Here is an 18,204-nt window from a genome sequence, read left to right on the forward strand (position 1 = left end):
ATATGCTGTATTACTTATTTGAATATTTTGACAAAACATTAGACATTTCTGGAACCGGTGTTTTTCAGTACATCACTTTTAGATCGGCACTGGCTTTAATGCTTTCGTTGTTGTTGTCTACTATTTATGGTAAAAGAATTATTGGTTTTTTGCGAAATCAACAAGTTGGCGAAACAGTTCGTGAACTAGGATTGGCGGGGCAAAATGAGAAAGCCGGAACGCCAACCATGGGAGGGCTAATCATTATTTTTGCTACGCTGGTACCAGTTTTGTTGTTTGCAAAATTGCATAATATTTATATCGTGTTGCTGATTGTAACTACTTTATGGATGGGAACTATCGGTTTTGTGGATGATTATATCAAAATTTTTAAGAAAGATAAACAGGGTTTAAAAGGAATTTTTAAAGTTTTTGGTCAGGTAGGATTAGGTTTAATTGTTGGTTTTGTGCTTTATTCTCATCCGGGTGTAACGGTGCGTAAGGATACCGGTAAAAAGGATGTCTTTAAAATCACTACCGAAAATGTTATAAATCAGGCTCCTTTAGAGGAGAAATCAACGGCAACGACTATTCCGTTTTTTAAAAATAATGAGTTTGATTACGCTGAGTTATTGGCATGGACAGGTGAAGGCTATGAAAAATGGGCTTGGTTAATTTTTATCCCGGTTGTGATTTTTATTATTACGGCGGTTTCAAACGGAGCTAATTTAACAGATGGAATTGATGGACTCGCAGCCGGAACTTCGGCAGTATCCGTTTTGGCATTGGGGATTTTTACTTTCGTTTCGGGGAATATTATTTTCTCTAATTATCTCAATATAATGTACATCCCAAATTCCGGTGAAATGACCGTATTTATTGCGGCATTTGTGGGTTCGTTGATCGGATTTCTTTGGTATAATTCTTATCCGGCTTCTGTGTTTATGGGAGATACAGGAAGTTTAACTATTGGAGGAATCATTGCTGTATTAGCAATCGCTGTCCGAAAAGAATTATTGATTCCATTATTGTGCGGAATATTTTTGGTCGAAAATTTCTCGGTTGTTTTGCAAGTCGGTTATTTTAAATATACCAAAAAACGTTTTGGCGAAGGACGTAGAATATTTTTAATGTCTCCGCTACACCATCATTATCAAAAGAAAGGTTATCACGAGAGTAAAATTGTAACTCGATTTTGGATTGTTGCCATCATGTTAGCGATACTATCAATTGTCACTTTAAAACTAAGATAATATGAGATTAGTTGTTTTAGGTGGAGGAGAAAGTGGTGTTGGAACTGCTATCCTTGGAAAGAAAAAAGGTTATGATGTTTTTTTATCTGACTTTGGAAAAATAAAAGATACTTACAAGGAAGTTCTTGTTGAATATGAAATAGAGTGGGAAGAAGAAAAGCATACGGAAGATTTGATTCTAAATGCCGATGTGGTCATGAAAAGCCCAGGAATTCCAGAGAAATCTCCGATTATAAAGAAACTTATCGAAAAAGGGATTTCGGTGATTTCAGAAATTGAATTTACGGCTCCTTTTACAAATGCCATTACGATAGGGATAACAGGAAGTAACGGAAAAACCACCACGACAATGTTGACCTATCATCTGCTTAAATCGGCTGGTTTGAATGTGGGTTTAGCGGGTAATATTGGAAAGAGTTTTGCTTGGCAGGTTGCAGAAAATAATTTTGATTCCTATGTGCTCGAATTGAGTAGTTTTCAACTGGACGGGATTGTTAATTATAAGCCGCATATAGCCATTATTACTAACATAAGTCCTGATCATTTAGATCGCTATGAGTATAATTATCAAAATTATATTGACTCAAAGTTTCGGATTACTATGAATCAAACCGAGGAAGATTACCTCATTTATGACGCTGATGATGAAGCCATCGAAGAATGGTTGAAAAATAACAAAACGAAAGCTAAATTAATTCCTTTTTCATTGACAAAAACATTCAGTGAAGGAGCATATATAAAAAACAACAAAATGGAAGTAATTATCAATAAAGAGGAGTTTTTAATGGAAACAGAATCTATTGCCTTAGAAGGAAAACATAATATGAAAAATGCAATGGCAGCAACCTCTGTGGCAAAATTGATGCAAATACGTAAATCAACAATACGTGAAAGTATGTCTAATTTTCAAGGAGTGGAACACCGTCTTGAAAAGGTGCTAAAAATTCAAAACGTGCAATACGTGAATGATTCTAAGGCAACTAATGTGAATGCTACTTTTTTTGCTCTTGATAGTATGAATACGCCAACGGTTTGGATTGTTGGTGGTGTTGATAAAGGGAATGATTATAATGAATTGATGTCACTTGTACGCGAAAAAGTGAAAGCCATTATTTGTCTTGGTTTGGATAATAAAAAAATTATCGATGCTTTTGGAAATGTAGTAGATGTGATGGTTGAAGTGAATAATATGAATGATGCCGTGAGAATGGGTCAGCGATTAACCGAAAAAGGGGATACCGTTTTGTTGTCGCCAGCCTGCGCCAGTTTCGATTTGTTTGAAAATTACGAAGACAGAGGAAATCAATTTAAACAAGCTGTATATAATTTGTAATAATCTCAGATTTTAGATTTCTGATTGAAAATAATTACTCAATAAAGTTTATATGACAACGAATGAACTGAAATTAAGGACAAAGAGTTTTTCTTTGATGGTAATTGATTTAGTAGAGAAATTACCGGAATCAATTTCAGCAAAAGTTGTTGCGAATCAGATAGTAAGGAGTGGTACTTCCGTTGGAGCAAACTACAGAGCGGTTTGTAGGGCTAGAAGTGATAGAGAATTTGTTTCTAAAATGAATGTAGTATTAGAAGAGGCAGATGAAACTTTATTTTGGATTGAAATTATTATTGAAAGGAATGGTTTGATAAATTAGAGTTAGAGTCAATTTGGAAAGAAGGAAATGAACTAACTGCAATTTTTGTGAGTACATTAAAAACGATTAATAGTAGAATAAATCAGAAGTAGATCTAATATCAGAAATCTAATATCAGAAATCTAACATCTAAAATTTAAAAATGAAACAACTAATAAGCAAATTAAAAGGAGATAAAGGGATATGGTCATTTGTGGCCTTATTGGCTTTGTTTTCGTTTATGCCTGTTTTTAGTGCAAGCAGTAATTTGGCTTATTTAGGTCATGGAACCGGAAATACTCTGGGTTATTTGGTAAAACATTTGGGGCATATTGGTTGTGGTTTTTTCATTATTTATTATATTCATAAAGTACCGTATCATTATTTTCGCTCTATTTCTAAATGGCTGTTGCCAGTGGTTTGGGTTGTTTTGGCCATTACAATGATTAAGGGAACAGTGATTGGTGGGGCTAATGCAAGTAGATGGCTTCAAATTCCTTTTGTAGGGATTTCGTTTCAACCCTCGGCTTTTGCGTCATTGGTTTTATTTGTTTTTGTAGCTCGTTACTTGTCAAAAACTAGGCAAGAGCCTATTGATTTTGTAGAGTCATTCAAGCAGCTTTGGATTCCAGTTTTTATTACTTTGATGTTTATTCTTCCTTCGAATTTTTCGACTACAGCATTAATTTTTTCAATGATAATAATGTTGGTGTTTATTGGGAAATATCCATTAAAGTATATTGGATTTATTATAGGAATGGGGATTTTTTCGCTAGCTTTTTTTGTCTTAGTGGCTAAAGCTTTTCCGGATGCTTTTAAAAACAGGGTAAATACATGGGAAAGTCGCATAGAAAATTTTATTAGCGATAAACCGGATGAAGACGATTATCAAATCGAAAAAGCTAAAATTGCGATTGCTTCCGGTAAAATATATGGCTTGGGTCCAGGAAAAAGCGTTCAAAAGAACTTCTTGCCACAGTCTTCTTCTGATTTTATTTTTGCCATTATTGTTGAGGAATATGGACTTATAGGAGGTTTAGGAGTTCTTTCTTTGTATTTATTATTGCTTTTTAGATTTGTTATTGCCTCACACAAAGCCAAGACCATATTTGGTAAATTAGTGGTTGTAGGTTTAGGGTTTCCCATGATATTTCAGGCTATGATTAATATGGCTGTTGCGGTTGAATTGTTGCCGGTTACAGGGCAAACACTACCATTGATAAGTAGTGGAGGTACTTCTATTTGGATGACTTGTATTGCATTGGGAATCATCATTGGTGTTACCAAAAAAGACGAAGAAATTGAAGAAGAATTGAAAATTGCCGCCAAAAGAGAGGAAGCACTTCAAAAACTGATTGATGCTGAATTAGCTTCTAGTGAAGAAGTTTCCATTGATTATTCCATTGAAGATAAAACAGCAAATCCTATGGATGCGGTTTTGAATAAATAATATTTTTTAGGAGTAAAGTGTTTTTCAAAAATTATTATAACTTATAGAAAGATGAGGCAATATAAATTCATATTAAGTGGCGGCGGAACCGGAGGGCATATCTATCCTGCTATTGCGATTGCCAATGAATTGAAGTTGCGTTTTCCAGACGCAGAATTTCTTTTTGTGGGTGCCAAAGACAAAATGGAAATGCAGAAAGTGCCTCAGGCAGGTTATGCAATAAAAGGATTGTGGATTGCTGGTTTGCAACGAAAAATAAGCTTGCAAAATCTGATGTTTCCACTAAAATTAGTTGATAGTTTGTGGAGATCCAGAAAGATAATAAAGCAATTTAATCCAGATGTTGTTATAGGAACCGGTGGTTTTGCCAGTGGTCCATTGTTGAAGACGGCTAGTTTAATGGGGGTCCCAACGGTAATTCAGGAACAAAATTCATATCCTGGAATTACTAATAAGTTATTGAGCGACAAAGCCAATGCAATTTGTGTGGCTTATGAGAATCTGGAGCGATTTTTTCCGGCTGATAAAATGATTTTGACTGGGAATCCTGTGCGTCAGGATTTAATTGATATTGCAAGTAAAAGAAACGAGGCAATTCAATATTTTGACTTAGATGCAAATAAAAAAACACTATTGGTTCTTGGCGGAAGCTTAGGAGCAAGAAGAATGAATCAATTAATTGAAAAAGAATTAAAAAATATTCTCTCCCAAAATGTTCAAATTATCTGGCAATGTGGGAAATTGTATTATGAAGATTATAAAAAATACGATTCAGCTAATGTAAAAGTGGTTGCTTTTATCGAAAGAATGGATTTTGTTTATGCTGCAGCGGATATTATTATTTCAAGAGCGGGCGCATCATCGGTATCAGAACTGTGCATTGTGGGTAAGCCGGTAATTTTTATCCCTTCGCCAAATGTAGCCGAAGATCATCAAACAAAAAATGCAAAAGCAATTGTAGATAAAAAAGGAGCAATCTTATTGAAAGAAGCAGAGCTGGATTCTCAATTCGGTCTCGTTTTTGAAGCTTTGCTAAAAGATCAGGGCAAGCAGAATCAATTAAGTGAGAATATAAAACAATTGGCAATGCCTGAAGCAACAAAACAAATTGCAGATGTAATTGTGAAGTTAATTAAAAATAAATAGGAAAGTATATCAATGAATTTAAATCAAATACATAACGTCTATTTCATCGGAATTGGAGGCATCGGAATGAGTGCTTTGGCTCGCTATTTTAAAAATATTGGAAAGCAGGTTTCAGGCTATGATAAAACTCCTACGGCTTTGACCAAAGAGTTGATAGCAAGCGGAATTTCAATTCATTTTGAAGACAATATTGGTTTGATTCCAAAAGATTATTTTGTTGAAAATACTTTAGTGATTATTACTCCGGCTGTTCCTAAAACACATTCAGAATGGAATTATTTCTTGGAGCGCGAATATCATGTTAAAAAAAGAGCAGAGGTTTTAGGAATAATAACAAAAGACACTTTTTGTTTTGCTGTTGCTGGAACGCACGGAAAAACAACGACTTCAAGTATTTTGGGGCATATTTTGTTCGAAAGCGGTGCTGATGTTACTGCTTTTATAGGTGGAATAGTAGAGAATTATAATTCGAATTTGATAGGAAGCGGAAAAACGGTAACTGTTGTTGAAGCAGACGAATTTGATCGTTCTTTTTTGCATTTGCATCCTAATATTGCTTGTGTGACTTCAATGGATGCCGATCATTTGGATATTTATGGTACAAGTGATGCCATCGAAGAATCTTTTGTGGAATTTGCTAATAAGATTCAGGATAAAAAGAGATTGTTTATAACTCGGGAATTGCCTTTAGAGGGGGTTACGGTGGCTGTAAATGAAGAGGCGGCGTATAGCGCTTTTAATATTCGAATAGATAATGGTAGTTACATTTTTGATATAAAGACGCCAAATGGGATTTTAATAGATTTTCGTTTTGGTTTACCCGGAAAACATAATTTGATGAATGCTTTAATGGCTATCGCAATGGCAATAGATTTTGGCACCCCAACCGCTGCTATTGCGGCAGCCTTAGCTTCATTCAAAGGGATAAAGAGAAGGTTTTCGTATCAAATAAAAACAGATAATTTAGTTTATATTGATGACTATGCACATCATCCAACGGAGATCAATGCAGTCTATCAGGCGGTTAGGGAATTGTATCCCGGCAAAAAAGTATTGGCCATTTTTCAGCCTCATTTATTCAGCAGAACAAGGGATTTTGTTGATGATTTTGCCAAAAGTCTTTCTAACTTTGACGAAGTTATTTTGATGGATATTTATCCTGCTAGAGAACTTCCAATGGAAGGAGTAACATCTGAATGGTTGTTGGGTAAAATTGATAATTCAAATAAAAAATTGGCTTCAAAAGAAATTTTAATTGATGCGATTTTGGAGAGTGATGCACCGATAATTGTGACAATAGGAGCAGGTGATATAGGGGAATTAGTGGGAGAGATTAAATTGGCTTTAAATGAGAATATTTAATTGGGCAAATATCAGATTGGTTTTAATGATTGGAGTTGTTCTTTTTCTATTTTCATTCACTTCTAAGCGAAACGGAAATAGAAAATTGACTAAATCAGTAGTTGTTTTCGTTGGCAATAACACTCTTTTTTTGAAAAGAGAAACGGTTAATAAATTGTTAATAGAAAATAATGAGAATGCTTCAAGTATAAGAAAAGATAAATTAGCTTTGAATAGACTGGAGAGAATACTGTCTTCGAACAATATGATTGAAAAATCGGATGTGTTTGTAAGTATTGATGGTGTTCTGAAAGCAGTAGTAAAACAGAAAACCCCTATAGCTAGGGTTTTTAATGGGAATAGCTCTTTTTATATTGATTATGAGGGGGGTGAGATGCCATTATCTGACAATTTTGCGGCTAGAGTTCCGCTTGTTTCTGGTACAATAAATGAAAAAAATAACGAAAAATTAGTCCAATTGTTACGGGTAATTTATGATGATGATTTTTTGAAAAAAAACATTGTTGCTATTCAAATCATGCCTAGTGGGAGCTTAAAAATGTTCAATAGGAATTTTGATTACCAAATTAATTTTGGTGGAACAGCAAATTTCGAAGAGAAATTCAAGGATTACAAGGCCTTTTTTCAAAAGGCGGTTTTAGATAGTTCGTTGTATAAATATAAAAAGATAGATCTCAGATTTACAAAACAAGTAGTTTGCACTAAATAATAGATAATGGAAAAAGAGAATATTGCAGTGGGTCTAGATATTGGGACTACCAAAATTGTTGCCATGATAGGCAAGAAAAATGAGTATGGTAAGTTAGAAATTTTGGGAGTTGGTAAATCTAAAAGTTTAGGTGTTGCCAGAGGAGTTGTTAATAACATTACCCAAACAATACAGTCTATTCAGCAAGCAATAAATGAGGCCGAAAATAATTCGGGTTACAAAATTAAAGATGTTGTTGTAGGAATTGCAGGTCAGCACATACGTAGTATTCAGCATACAGATTATATCAGCAGAGACAATCCTGAAGAAGTGATTGGAGGAGCGGATATTCAGTTGTTGATAGACCAAGTAAATAAACTGGCTATGTTGCCGGGAGAGGAAATAATTCACGTTTTACCTCAAGAATTTAAAATTGATGGCCAATCTGAAATCAAAGAGCCTATAGGAATGTACGGCGGAAGATTAGAGTCTAGTTTTCATGTTGTAGTTGGTCAGGCATCATCGATACGAAATGTAGGGCGATGCATCCAAAGTTCAGGGATTGAGTTATCAGGATTAACGTTGGAGCCATTAGCATCATGTGATGCCGTATTGAGTCAGGAAGAAAAAGAAGCTGGAGTTGCCTTAATTGATATAGGTGGTGGTACAACAGATTTAGCGATTTTTAAAGATGGAATTATTCGTCATACCGCAGTAATACCTTTTGGTGGAAATGTTATTTCGGATGATATAAAAGAAGGTTGCTCAATTATTGAAAAGCAAGCTGAATTATTGAAAGTTAAATTTGGTTCAGCTTGGCCAGGTGAAAATAAAGACAATGAAATTGTTTCTATTCCTGGGTTAAGAGGAAGAGAACCAAAAGAAATTTCTTTGAAAAACTTATCGAAAATTATTCATGCTCGTGTCGTGGAAATTGTAGAACAGGTTTTTACCGAAATAAAAGCTTACGGACATGAAGATCCGCGCAAGAAACTAATTGCTGGAATTGTGCTTACCGGTGGTGGAGCACAGCTAAAACATATTAAGCAGTTAGTGGAATACATTACAGGGATGGATACCAGAATAGGATATCCAAACGAACACCTAGCTGGCGATTCTGATGAGGAATTTTCGAGTCCATTATACGCAACAGCTGTTGGATTGGTAATGAATAGTATCGAAAACAACACTCGAAGTGCGGTTAGAAAGGACGAAATTGTTGCTCCAAAAGTGCCGGTTTATAGAGCACCCGCTTACGAAAGAACTGAATTAATGGAGGAAGATGAAGACGAAGAAGAGAAAACTAAAAAATATGTAAAGAATGAAGAATCTACAGGAGATAAGATTAAGAGATCGTTTTTTGATCGTTATGTAGATAAGATTAAGGATTTTTTAGATAATGCAGAATAGGGCAGTGCCCAAAATAATAAAACAACAATTTATAATTAATATCAAAAACCAAATAAAATGATGAGCAACTCAGAATTTGGAAGTATTTCATTTGATTTACCAAAAAACCAATCAAATGTAATCAAAGTAATTGGTGTCGGTGGAGGCGGTAGTAATGCTATTAACCACATGTTTAAACAAGGAATTAAAGGAGTAGACTTTATTGTTTGTAATACTGATTCTCAGGCATTACAGAATAGTTCAGTTCCTAATAAAATTCAGTTGGGAGTGAATTTAACTGAAGGTCTTGGTGCTGGTGCAAATCCAGATGTAGGACAACAATCAGCTATTGAAAGTATTGCCGATATCGAAAAGATGTTGGATCGCAATACCAAGATGGTTTTTATCACAGCCGGAATGGGTGGAGGTACCGGTACAGGTGCTGCTCCAGTAATTGCTCAATTGGCAAAAGAAAGAGAAATTCTTACTGTAGGTATCGTGACATTGCCATTTTTGTTTGAAGGGAAAGTACGTCAAGAACAAGCAAAAATAGGGATTGAAAAGCTACGCAAACAGGTAGATTCTTTAATCGTTATCAACAACAATAAATTAAGAGAAGTATATGGGAATCTTGGTTTCAAAGCAGGATTTTCAAAAGCGGATGAAGTTTTGGCAACTGCCTCAAGAGGTATTGCCGAGGTAATTACGCATCACTACACACAGAATATCGATTTACGTGATGCTAAGACAGTTTTAGCAAATAGCGGAACTGCAATTATGGGTTCTTCTGTTTCTTCGGGTGAAAATAGAGCTAAAGATGCTATTATTTCAGCCTTGGATTCTCCTTTACTAAATGATAATAAAATCACAGGTGCCAAAAACGTTTTGTTGCTCATCGTTTCTGGATCTAATGAGATCACTTTGGATGAAATTGGGGAAATCAATGACCATATTCAAACTGAAGCGGGTTTCAATGCCAATATTATCATGGGAGTTGGAGAAGATGAAACATTGGGGGATGCTATTGCAGTAACTATTATTGCGACAGGATTTGATATTGAACAACAAAACGGAATTGTAAATACAGAGCCAAAAAAAATAATTCACACCCTTGAGGATGAACAAAGAAGTGTTTATAATTTAACAAAAAATGCAGTTCCTGCTTTTGATTTAAATACCGAAACACCGAAAGCTAATACAGAAGAGAGAATTGTTTTTGAATTGACAGAAGATAGAGTTGCTCCGGAGCCAATCGTTCCTGTAGAAGGTAACGAAGATTTGATGGTAATGTCGGAGTTTATCAAAAACCTAGATGTTACTTTTGAAATCGTTTCTCCAATTAAAGATATTGATTTTACTTTCACGGCGCCAAAAGCGGCTGAAACTAGAGAAGTACCACAGCCTAAGGTGATTGAAAGACAAGAGCAAACGGCTTTTTCTTTTGATTTACCACTTTCTAAGCCAGAGCCGATAGCAGTACAGCAAAATGAAGTTTTGTTTGAATTAACGAATGAAACCAGAGAGATAAAAGTAAATCAGCCAGTTCAATTTGTGCCTGTGACCGAGTTGTCGGACAAAGGAGTTGTTAGATATTCTCTTGAGGAATATATGGAAGTAGAGAATGATTTTATTGCTTCAAAACCTGTTTCAAAAGTAGTTGAAGAGGTTATTCCTGAGGAAATGAACATCACAATGAAACAAGTTGATACTTATACAAGTGCGCCTTCTAAATTTGAAGAAATTTCTCCGATGGAAATGTCAATCGAGGAAACTTTGAGACTTAGAGCTGATGAAAGAAGAAAGAAACTTAAAGAGTTCAATTATAAGTTTCATAATAATGTATCTAAAATTGAGGAGTACGAGAAAGAGCCGGCTTACAAAAGATTAGGTATAGATATATCAAATACACAAGCTAATAATACAAATTCAAGAATGTCTGTTGGGATGGATAGTAACAACGATTTACAGTTGCGTTCTAACAACTCGTATTTGCATGACAATGTAGATTAACGAACTCGAATCAAAATCAAATCAACCCGAAAATTGAATTTAATTTTCGGGTTATTTTTTTTATCTTCGCACCGCGATATCCCTTTTAGTTTTTTAGGAAATTAATTTCTGTTTCCGTTGAGTATTTTTCTCATGAAATACTTTTATTACCATTTGAGACAACAAAAGGGTGTTTCTTCAAATCAAAAAAAATAAACTAAGCAATAGCGCTTAATAAAATAAAAAAAATGAGTTTATCAACAAATATCATGGACGAAATGAAAACCGCCATGAGAGCTAAGGATACAGTTGCATTAGAAGCTTTAAGAGCGATTAAATCTGAAATCCTTTTGGCTCAAACTGCATCAGGGACAAAAGAAGAAATCTCAGAAGATGATGAAATTAAATTGCTTCAAAGATTAGTGAAAACCCGCAAAGAAAGCGCGAAAATTTTCACTGAACAAAATCGTTTAGATTTAGCTGAACCAGAATTGGCACAAGTGGCAGTAATTGAGAAATTCTTGCCAGCTCAATTAAGTGAAGCTGAAGTGGAAGCTGTTATTGCAAAAATCATTGCTGAAACAGGTGCTTCTGGAATTGCCTCAATGGGTAAAGTGATGGGACTGGCTTCGGCACAGTTAGGCGGAACTGCTGAAGGGAAAACCATTTCCACTATCGTTAAGAAATTATTAGTATAAATAATTTAGGATTTGGGGATTTAGATTTAAGATTGTGAAAATCCTAAATCTAAATTCGTAAATTATATATTAAATGGCTGCGTAGTTCAACTGGATAGAATATCAGATTTCGACTCTGAGGGTTGCAGGTTCGAACCCTGTCGCGGCCACTTAAAAAAGCAACAAAATGACAAAGCATAATTTGTCATTTTGTTGCTTTTTTTGTTTTCAAATTAGAGTTTTTGTAGTTTAGTTGTGTTAACCTCAGTCAAGATTTTAATTAAATGGATGTAGTTCAGATTTTAGTAGTTGTGTTTTTCGGTATTCTTTTCGCAGTATTGATTTTTGGGGCAATCATCGAGCCTTTATATGTGCTTATTTTTAATAAACCAATTTATATTCATTGGTATCCTTTTGCGCTTAAATTAAGCGATTCTCAAAGAAATATCCTCGAAAAGGAATTTGTGTTCTATAGAAAATTATCTGATCAAAGGAAACGTTTTTTTGAGTGCCGAGTAGCAGCGTTTATTGAGAAATATAAATTTATCGGACAAGCAGATTTTGTTGTTACTGATCAAGTCAAAGTTTTAATTTCGGCCACTTTTGTGATGCTTACTTTTGGAATGAGATATTATTTGATTAGGGTTTTTGATAAGATTATTATTTATCCGGAAGCTTATTTTTCTACGATAAATAAAGAATTTCATAAAGGAGAGTTTAATCCAGGTTTGAAGACAGTGGTTTTTTCTTGGAAAGATTTTGAAGAAGGTTTTCGATATGAAAGTGATAATATAAATCTTGGCTTGCACGAATTTGCACATGCTCTGTATTTTCATGGATTAAAAGGAAAAGATCAAAGTAGTATTGTTTTTGCGGATGCTTATGTTAAAATACAGGAGTATTTAGTCCGTTCTAATGTTTTGGATCATCTCATTGCATCAAAATATTTCAGGATTTATGCTTATACCAATCAAGTGGAATTCTTTGCCGTTGTTTTGGAACATTTCTTTGAAACACCTCAAATTTTTAAGAAAGAATTCCCCGAGTTGTACAATGATATTAGAGAAATGATAAATTTTGATGAAGAGGATTTAAAGTAAAAAAGCCTTTTTGTTTTAACTAGCTTGAGCTTTCAAAAGCATCAAGTAGAGATGATAAACATCATGTTTTTTGTTTTTGATTTGAATTAACTTTGGTTAAATCTAAAGCTAGAATATCATGAAACAAAATGTGCCGGTATCAGTTATAATGAGTAAAAATGTTATTAAATTAAATAAGTTAGATGATTTAACAAAAGCAGAAAAGCTTTTTAAACAACATAAAATAAGGCATATTCCTGTTGTGGATGGCAATAGAATAGTGGGGATGTTGAGTTATACCGATTTATTGCGAATTTCTTTTGTAGATGCCGTTGATGATGATGCAGAAGTGGTAGATGCTACGGTGTATAATATGTTTACAATCGAGCAGGTTATGGCTAAAAAATTGGTCACCATTTCGCCTGAAACAACAATTAAAGAAACTGCCGAAATCTTATCTAAAAAGGAGTTTCATGCTTTGCCGGTTTGTTTGGGTGATTTGTTGGTAGGGATTGTAACTACCACCGATCTGATAAAATATTTGATTGATCAGTATAAGTGATGTAAATAAAAAAGTCCCTTTCGATATTTTGAAAGGGACTTTTTGTTTTTTTAGAAGGATGTTAATTTCTTTAAATCAGCAATGGTTTCTGTTGGGTTTGCAGCTTTAAAAACAAAGCTTCCGGCAACAAGTACATCGGCTCCAGCTTCAACTAGTTGTTTTGCGTTTTTATTAGTTACTCCGCCATCCACTTCGATTAATGTAGAGGCGCCTTTTTTATTGATTAGGTCTTTAAGTTTTCTAACCTTGGCGTAAGTGTTTTCAATGAAAGATTGTCCTCCAAAACCAGGATTTACACTCATGATACAAACCAAGTCTATATCATTGATAATATCTTCCAATAAATCTATATTAGTATGTGGGTTAATAGCAACTCCGGCTTTCATTCCCTCAGCCTTGATAGCTTGTAGTGTTCTGTGAAGATGTGTACATGCTTCATAGTGTACACTTAGAACATTAGCTCCTAAATCAGCAAAAGTTTTGATATAACGATCTGGATCTATAATCATTAAGTGAACGTCGATGGTTTTTTTAGCGTGCTTGTTTATAGCTTCTAAAACGGGCATGCCGTAAGAAATGTTTGGCACAAAAACGCCGTCCATGATGTCAATATGAAACCAATCGGCTTCGCTATTGTTGATCATTTCGATATCGCGTTGTAAGTTTCCAAAATCAGCTGCTAGAACCGATGGAGCAATTAATGTGTTTTTCATTGTGTAGTTGAATTGTTTGTGCAAAAGTAAAAATTTTAAATGCAAAGTTGATAAAGTTTTTTGCAAAGTTCACAAAGAAAAGCATTTGTAATCGATGCGCACAAATGCTATTTCAGGATTCATTAATCTGGTTGAATATTTGAACTTAAAATAATAAAGGATAAAGAGCTTAGAATATTCAATTTTGAAGTTTGTGCAAAAAATAAAACTCCGGTAATCAGCCGGAGTTTCAATCATCAATCAAAAAACGAACAGTCAATCAAACTGTTGTTTGCTTTATATTAGAAAGTCAAATGTCTTAAAGACAAAAGATTTCCTAGCTTTAAGGTTTATTAACCTAAATAAGTTTTAAGAATTTTACTTCTTGAAGTATGTTTTAATCTACGGATTGCTTTTTCTTTGATCTGACGTACACGCTCACGAGTTAAGTCGAAAGTTTCACCAATTTCTTCAAGAGTCATTGGGTGTTGGTCACCAAGTCCAAAGTACAAACGCACTACATCAGCTTCTCTTGGAGTTAATGTTTCTAAGGAACGCTCGATTTCGGTACGTAAAGATTCGTGAATTAATTCTCTGTCTGGATTTGGAGATTCTCCAGAACGCAAAACGTCGTAAAGGTTAGAATCTTCTCCTTCTACAAGAGGCGCATCCATTGATAAGTGACGACCAGAGTTTTTCATAGACTCTTTTACGTCATTTACGGTCATGTCAAGTTCTTTTGCAATTTCCTCAGCAGATGGTGGACGCTCGTTAGATTGCTCTAGTAAAGCGTACATTTTGTTGATTTTATTGATAGAACCAATTTTATTTAATGGTAAACGAACGATACGAGATTGTTCAGCCAATGCTTGAAGAATCGATTGACGTATCCACCAAACAGCATATGAGATGAATTTGAAACCACGTGTTTCGTCAAAACGTTGTGCGGCTTTTATCAATCCTAAATTTCCTTCGTTAATTAAATCAGGAAGTGTAAGTCCTTGATTTTGGTATTGTTTTGCTACCGAAACTACGAAACGTAAATTCGCTTTTGTCAATTTCTCAAGGGCTCTTTGATCCCCGGCTTTAATTTTTTGTGCTAATTCTACTTCTTCGTCAGCGGTAATAAGGTCAACTTTTCCAATTTCTTGTAAATATTTGTCTAATGAAGCAGTTTCACGATTGGTAACCTGCTTGGTGATTTTAAGTTGTCTCATGTTGTTTTGTCTCCTCAATTTTAAGTGTACGAGTTGTTATACGTATGGAGTTGCTAAAAAGTTACAAAAGGGATGAAAATAATTATTTATTAAAATATAAACATAAATCGTCGATTGAATAGGATTTGTATTTTAATTTGAAGTTTTGTCATTTACTTCAATAATATCTTTTATAAAAACGGCTTTGCCACTTGCTGAGAGACCTTCTAAAGTTACTTCAAATTTGCCAGAAACATCAGAAGTGTAAAATTGGATATTTGAGTTTTTATTACTCAAATCAACATTTGATAGCCACAAAAGTTGATGTCTATAATCTGGAGTTCTTGAGTTTTTATTATTGGTGTAATCAGGTTGAAAATATTCTTTTTTAGCTTGAGGTCTCAAAATATCAGGCCTTATTATAAAGTCGCCCTTAAGTTTTGTTTCGTAATCTCCATTTTTGGTTGTAAAGCAAATTAAGCCGTTAAATGTTTTAGAACCATAATAATAAAGTCCTTTTACAACGTTTACTTTATTGATGTTTTTAGGGTTATATGTAAAGAATTCATTCAAATCTTCAATTAATAATCCGTCAACCACAACTAATGGCGCTAAGGGAGATTCATAATTTTCATCGTAATCATAAACTTGTAGTGTATAGTTGTTATTTTTTTTTATAAAAATAACGCCGGCTACTACTTCGGTAATAGTTTCTTGCATTGTTGTGAACCTTGTGAAATCATCAAGTTTGTATTCTTTAGATTGTGATCCATAAAACGGAATAAAACCATTAGGAGAAATTAAGCTGTCTTTTTTTACGTTATAATAGGCATTTTCTACTTGGCTAGAAATTAATCTTTCAGTTATGTTCTTGTTAGATTCTGAATGGAATTGAAGACTTGAAAATGAAAGACTAGAAAAATCCGTTTTCTTTGGTTTGTCTATTTCAATAATGTATTCGTCTTTATTACCTTCAAGTACTTGAATAACAATATTTGAGTTAGGATTTGATTTTTCTAAGTTAAAAATGAATTTGCCCTGTTCGTCAGTTTTAGATAATTTTAAATCATAATTTTTTCCTATAAAAGAAAGTGCTATTTTTTTATTTTTAATTTCTTCTGAAACAGACGTTATTCTGCCAGTAATTATTTCTCCTCGTAATTCAGGAAGTACAAAACTTAAATTATTAATCACACTGTTAGAAGCTTTACTTTGATTTAATGCTTGATATTCTTTAAGAGTAGTTTTGCTTTGAGCTGAAAACCCATCTGCCTTTCTAACTGATATAGTATAGTTTCCTTTTAAAAAATCGTCAGACATGGTCTTGATTTTTAAATTCACTAGAGTTCTATTGCTGAATGTCTTGTCCTTAAAATCAAAGGAAATATTGTTGTCGGTTATTGCTTCTAATGGTGTTGTTTCTTTTTGAGCAATTGTCTGGATTGATTTTTCTGTATAAGGATTTATAATGTAAATATCTGTAAAAAAATATTCTTCAATATTTTTGTTCAACATCCAGCTAGTGTATCCTATTATTTTGTAAGTGCCCGTTTCTAATGTTGTTGGGATGAAAAAATCACCGTCGGCAGTGCCGTCTTTAAGAAATAATTTATGGGTAAAAATTGTTTTTTTATTGCTGTCTACAAGTTCTAAATATGCAATTTTGCTATATTTTGTTGGAATGTGTGTTGTTTTGTCTGTGCAAAATATCTTATACAGTATGGTTTCTCCTGATAAGAATGAATTAGTGTTTGTGCTGATAAAAATTGATTCGTTCAAAATTTTATCAATTACATTGAGTTCAGCTATGGAATTGTTGTTTTGTGCAAAGATAGTTTGCTGACAACTTAATAATAAAGTTAGGGCTAATATATGTTTTAATCTATCCAAAATGTTGGTTTTATGTTTGATGAAAAAGAAGTGCAATCTCCACATTCTATAGGGAATAAAGTATATTTTGTGCCAATGTAACTCACAAGAACCATATCTCTGTTCTGAATAAAATCTAAAATTAGGTTTCCTTGACAACTTGGCGTTGGTGAAAAACAATAATTGTACAAAAATGGATTAACTGGATTTTCAGGATCAATCGCGGGGCATTCGTATTGATAATTTGGACGTTGGATATCCGGTAGGATATCCGAAAAATTGAAAAATAATCTTTTTTCAGAATAAGAAGAAACGTCAAAAAAACCAATTACTTTTTCTCTTGGATTGTCAACGGATTTTATGTTTCCGTAAAAGAAACCAGGTTGCGTTTGGGATAGTATGCTTCCGTCACTTGATATTTTTTTGAGTGTTTCGTAAAAGGTATGAGCGGCTAAACTCTGTACATATTGTTTTACTAAAATGCTATAACGGTTTCTAATTATGGGATTTTTACTACTAATGAATCTTACCGGAAAATCAATTACTTTGTCTTCTGATAATTTATTGGTATTGGTTAAAATCAAGTCTGTTGATACCTCATTTAAATAGCAAACTCTGGCTTCTGTTGTTCTTTCTTCAATAATGATTTTACCTTTTGGATTAGATCCGGGGCTAAAAAAAACTGCAACCGCCTTTTCAGGACTCCACAAAGGAGCAATTACTTTGTAAGTTTCCTCATATTCGTATCTATAATATTTTGATGTATTTGTAGGGTCAAAACTGTTTACTGTAATTTCTACACCAGTTACTCCCTCTTTATTAACTGCTCTAGCTTGTAAATTTTCAATTGGATTTTGAGTGGTCAGCTTTTCGGTTCTGGAAAGATAAGATTTCCCATCCTTGGTAAGGATATGCAGTTGATACTCTCTGTCATGACTAGCTTGAAATTTATTTATCGAAATATACGATTCTTCACCTTCGTCAAACTCATATTTGTTTCCCGTGTTATCAGTTACATAGACAACAGCTTCGGTTTCAAATTTTTGACTACTTTCTTCAAGAGTGTATGTTCTAGAAAGTTTTATTTCTTGGTATTTATTTTCGTTTGTGATTGTTGCTTCTATTACAATAATATCTTCAAAACCATTGGATTGATAATTATATGGTGTTGTACAGCTAAATGCTGAAGCGAGCAATATTATAAGAAGAAATCTATACAGTAAGATTTTTTTCATAATT

16 protein-coding genes and 1 tRNA gene are annotated in these 18,204 nt (G+C 33.9%); 13 read left to right on the top strand and 4 right to left on the bottom strand.

What is annotated here, in order from left to right; genetic code table 11:
• The first annotated feature begins 2 nt into the window (after positions 1–2).
• From mraY to ACMDB5_RS06515, 13 genes are all read left to right on the top strand, one after another.
• Complete coding sequence (mraY, locus tag ACMDB5_RS06455) at positions 3–1,232, top strand: phospho-N-acetylmuramoyl-pentapeptide-transferase (RefSeq protein ID WP_414000190.1); 1,230 nt, start codon at positions 3–5, stop codon at positions 1,230–1,232.
• Position 1,233: 1 nt separating this feature from the next.
• Positions 1,234–2,565 carry a UDP-N-acetylmuramoyl-L-alanine--D-glutamate ligase gene (murD, locus tag ACMDB5_RS06460; protein WP_414000191.1) on the top strand — a complete coding sequence of 444 codons (1,332 nt, stop codon included), beginning with the start codon at positions 1,234–1,236 and terminating at the stop codon, positions 2,563–2,565.
• 52 nt (positions 2,566–2,617) lie between these two features.
• Positions 2,618–2,887 (top strand): four helix bundle protein, encoded by a 270-nt coding sequence (locus ACMDB5_RS06465; protein ID WP_414000192.1) that lies wholly within the window; start codon positions 2,618–2,620, stop codon positions 2,885–2,887.
• A 142-nt stretch (positions 2,888–3,029) separates the two neighbouring features.
• Positions 3,030–4,316, top strand: a complete 1,287-nt coding sequence (locus ACMDB5_RS06470; protein ID WP_414000193.1) for an FtsW/RodA/SpoVE family cell cycle protein — start codon at positions 3,030–3,032, stop codon at positions 4,314–4,316.
• Between the two features lie 51 nt (positions 4,317–4,367).
• On the top strand, positions 4,368–5,462 hold the full coding sequence (murG, locus tag ACMDB5_RS06475; protein ID WP_414000194.1) for an undecaprenyldiphospho-muramoylpentapeptide beta-N-acetylglucosaminyltransferase: 1,095 nt from the start codon (positions 4,368–4,370) through the stop codon (positions 5,460–5,462).
• A gap of 12 nt (positions 5,463–5,474) precedes the next feature.
• Entirely contained in the window at positions 5,475–6,824 is a 1,350-nt protein-coding gene (gene murC / locus ACMDB5_RS06480; RefSeq protein WP_414000195.1) for a UDP-N-acetylmuramate--L-alanine ligase, read from the top strand.
• Positions 6,811–7,533, top strand: a complete 723-nt coding sequence (locus ACMDB5_RS06485; protein ID WP_414000196.1) for a cell division protein FtsQ/DivIB — start codon at positions 6,811–6,813, stop codon at positions 7,531–7,533. Before murC ends, ACMDB5_RS06485 begins: the two co-directional genes overlap by 14 nt.
• 6 nt (positions 7,534–7,539) lie before the next feature.
• Positions 7,540–8,922, top strand: coding sequence for a cell division protein FtsA (ftsA, locus tag ACMDB5_RS06490; RefSeq protein WP_414000197.1), 1,383 nt, complete (start codon positions 7,540–7,542; stop codon positions 8,920–8,922).
• A gap of 57 nt (positions 8,923–8,979) precedes the next feature.
• Entirely contained in the window at positions 8,980–10,911 is a 1,932-nt protein-coding gene (gene ftsZ / locus ACMDB5_RS06495) for a cell division protein FtsZ (protein WP_414000198.1), read from the top strand.
• A 227-nt stretch (positions 10,912–11,138) separates the two neighbouring features.
• A complete protein-coding gene (locus ACMDB5_RS06500) occupies positions 11,139–11,588 on the top strand; it encodes a GatB/YqeY domain-containing protein (RefSeq protein ID WP_414000199.1) in 450 nt (149 codons plus the stop codon).
• A gap of 75 nt (positions 11,589–11,663) precedes the next feature.
• Positions 11,664–11,737, top strand: a tRNA-Arg gene (locus tag ACMDB5_RS06505).
• A 114-nt stretch (positions 11,738–11,851) separates the two neighbouring features.
• Positions 11,852–12,667, top strand: a complete 816-nt coding sequence (locus tag ACMDB5_RS06510) for a zinc-dependent peptidase (protein WP_414000200.1) — start codon at positions 11,852–11,854, stop codon at positions 12,665–12,667.
• Positions 12,668–12,785: 118 nt separating this feature from the next.
• Positions 12,786–13,208 carry a CBS domain-containing protein gene (locus ACMDB5_RS06515; protein WP_414000201.1) on the top strand — a complete coding sequence of 141 codons (423 nt, stop codon included), beginning with the start codon at positions 12,786–12,788 and terminating at the stop codon, positions 13,206–13,208.
• A gap of 50 nt (positions 13,209–13,258) precedes the next feature.
• Here ACMDB5_RS06515 and rpe read toward each other — a convergent pair whose 3' ends face one another.
• The 4 genes from rpe to ACMDB5_RS06535 all read right to left on the bottom strand — a co-directional run bounded on the left by rpe (position 13,259) and on the right by ACMDB5_RS06535 (position 18,200).
• Positions 13,259–13,921: a ribulose-phosphate 3-epimerase gene (gene rpe, locus ACMDB5_RS06520; protein WP_414000202.1), complete on the bottom strand. Its 663-nt coding sequence runs from the start codon at positions 13,919–13,921 to the stop codon at positions 13,259–13,261.
• Between the two features lie 332 nt (positions 13,922–14,253).
• Positions 14,254–15,117, bottom strand: coding sequence for an RNA polymerase sigma factor RpoD/SigA (locus tag ACMDB5_RS06525; RefSeq protein ID WP_026707723.1), 864 nt, complete (start codon positions 15,115–15,117; stop codon positions 14,254–14,256).
• A 132-nt stretch (positions 15,118–15,249) separates the two neighbouring features.
• The gene (locus tag ACMDB5_RS06530; protein WP_414000203.1) at positions 15,250–16,986 is read right to left on the bottom strand and encodes a hypothetical protein; all 1,737 of its coding nucleotides are present in this window, start codon (positions 16,984–16,986) and stop codon (positions 15,250–15,252) included.
• Positions 16,974–18,200, bottom strand: coding sequence for a DUF4249 domain-containing protein (locus ACMDB5_RS06535; protein WP_414000204.1), 1,227 nt, complete (start codon positions 18,198–18,200; stop codon positions 16,974–16,976). Before ACMDB5_RS06535 ends, ACMDB5_RS06530 begins: the two co-directional genes overlap by 13 nt.
• Between the last annotated feature and the right edge of the window lie 4 nt (positions 18,201–18,204).

The sequence above is a fragment of the Flavobacterium sp. W1B genome, from assembly GCF_047344965.1.
Lineage (GTDB): Bacteria > Bacteroidota > Bacteroidia > Flavobacteriales > Flavobacteriaceae > Flavobacterium.

Bases quoted from the DNA above. Each gene is read 5' to 3' on its own strand.
- mraY (WP_414000190.1), top strand. From the start codon at position 3: ATGCTGTATTACTTATTTGAATATTTTGACAAAACATTAGACATTTCT.
- murD (WP_414000191.1), top strand. From the start codon at position 1,234: ATGAGATTAGTTGTTTTAGGTGGAGGAGAAAGTGGTGTTGGAACTGCT.
- ACMDB5_RS06465 (WP_414000192.1), top strand. From the start codon at position 2,618: ATGACAACGAATGAACTGAAATTAAGGACAAAGAGTTTTTCTTTGATG.
- ACMDB5_RS06470 (WP_414000193.1), top strand. From the start codon at position 3,030: ATGAAACAACTAATAAGCAAATTAAAAGGAGATAAAGGGATATGGTCA.
- murG (WP_414000194.1), top strand. From the start codon at position 4,368: ATGAGGCAATATAAATTCATATTAAGTGGCGGCGGAACCGGAGGGCAT.
- murC (WP_414000195.1), top strand. From the start codon at position 5,475: ATGAATTTAAATCAAATACATAACGTCTATTTCATCGGAATTGGAGGC.
- ACMDB5_RS06485 (WP_414000196.1), top strand. From the start codon at position 6,811: ATGAGAATATTTAATTGGGCAAATATCAGATTGGTTTTAATGATTGGA.
- ftsA (WP_414000197.1), top strand. From the start codon at position 7,540: ATGGAAAAAGAGAATATTGCAGTGGGTCTAGATATTGGGACTACCAAA.
- ftsZ (WP_414000198.1), top strand. From the start codon at position 8,980: ATGATGAGCAACTCAGAATTTGGAAGTATTTCATTTGATTTACCAAAA.
- ACMDB5_RS06500 (WP_414000199.1), top strand. From the start codon at position 11,139: ATGAGTTTATCAACAAATATCATGGACGAAATGAAAACCGCCATGAGA.
- ACMDB5_RS06510 (WP_414000200.1), top strand. From the start codon at position 11,852: ATGGATGTAGTTCAGATTTTAGTAGTTGTGTTTTTCGGTATTCTTTTC.
- ACMDB5_RS06515 (WP_414000201.1), top strand. From the start codon at position 12,786: ATGAAACAAAATGTGCCGGTATCAGTTATAATGAGTAAAAATGTTATT.
- rpe (WP_414000202.1), bottom strand. From the start codon at position 13,921: ATGAAAAACACATTAATTGCTCCATCGGTTCTAGCAGCTGATTTTGGA.
- ACMDB5_RS06525 (WP_026707723.1), bottom strand. From the start codon at position 15,117: ATGAGACAACTTAAAATCACCAAGCAGGTTACCAATCGTGAAACTGCT.
- ACMDB5_RS06535 (WP_414000204.1), bottom strand. From the start codon at position 18,200: ATGAAAAAAATCTTACTGTATAGATTTCTTCTTATAATATTGCTCGCT.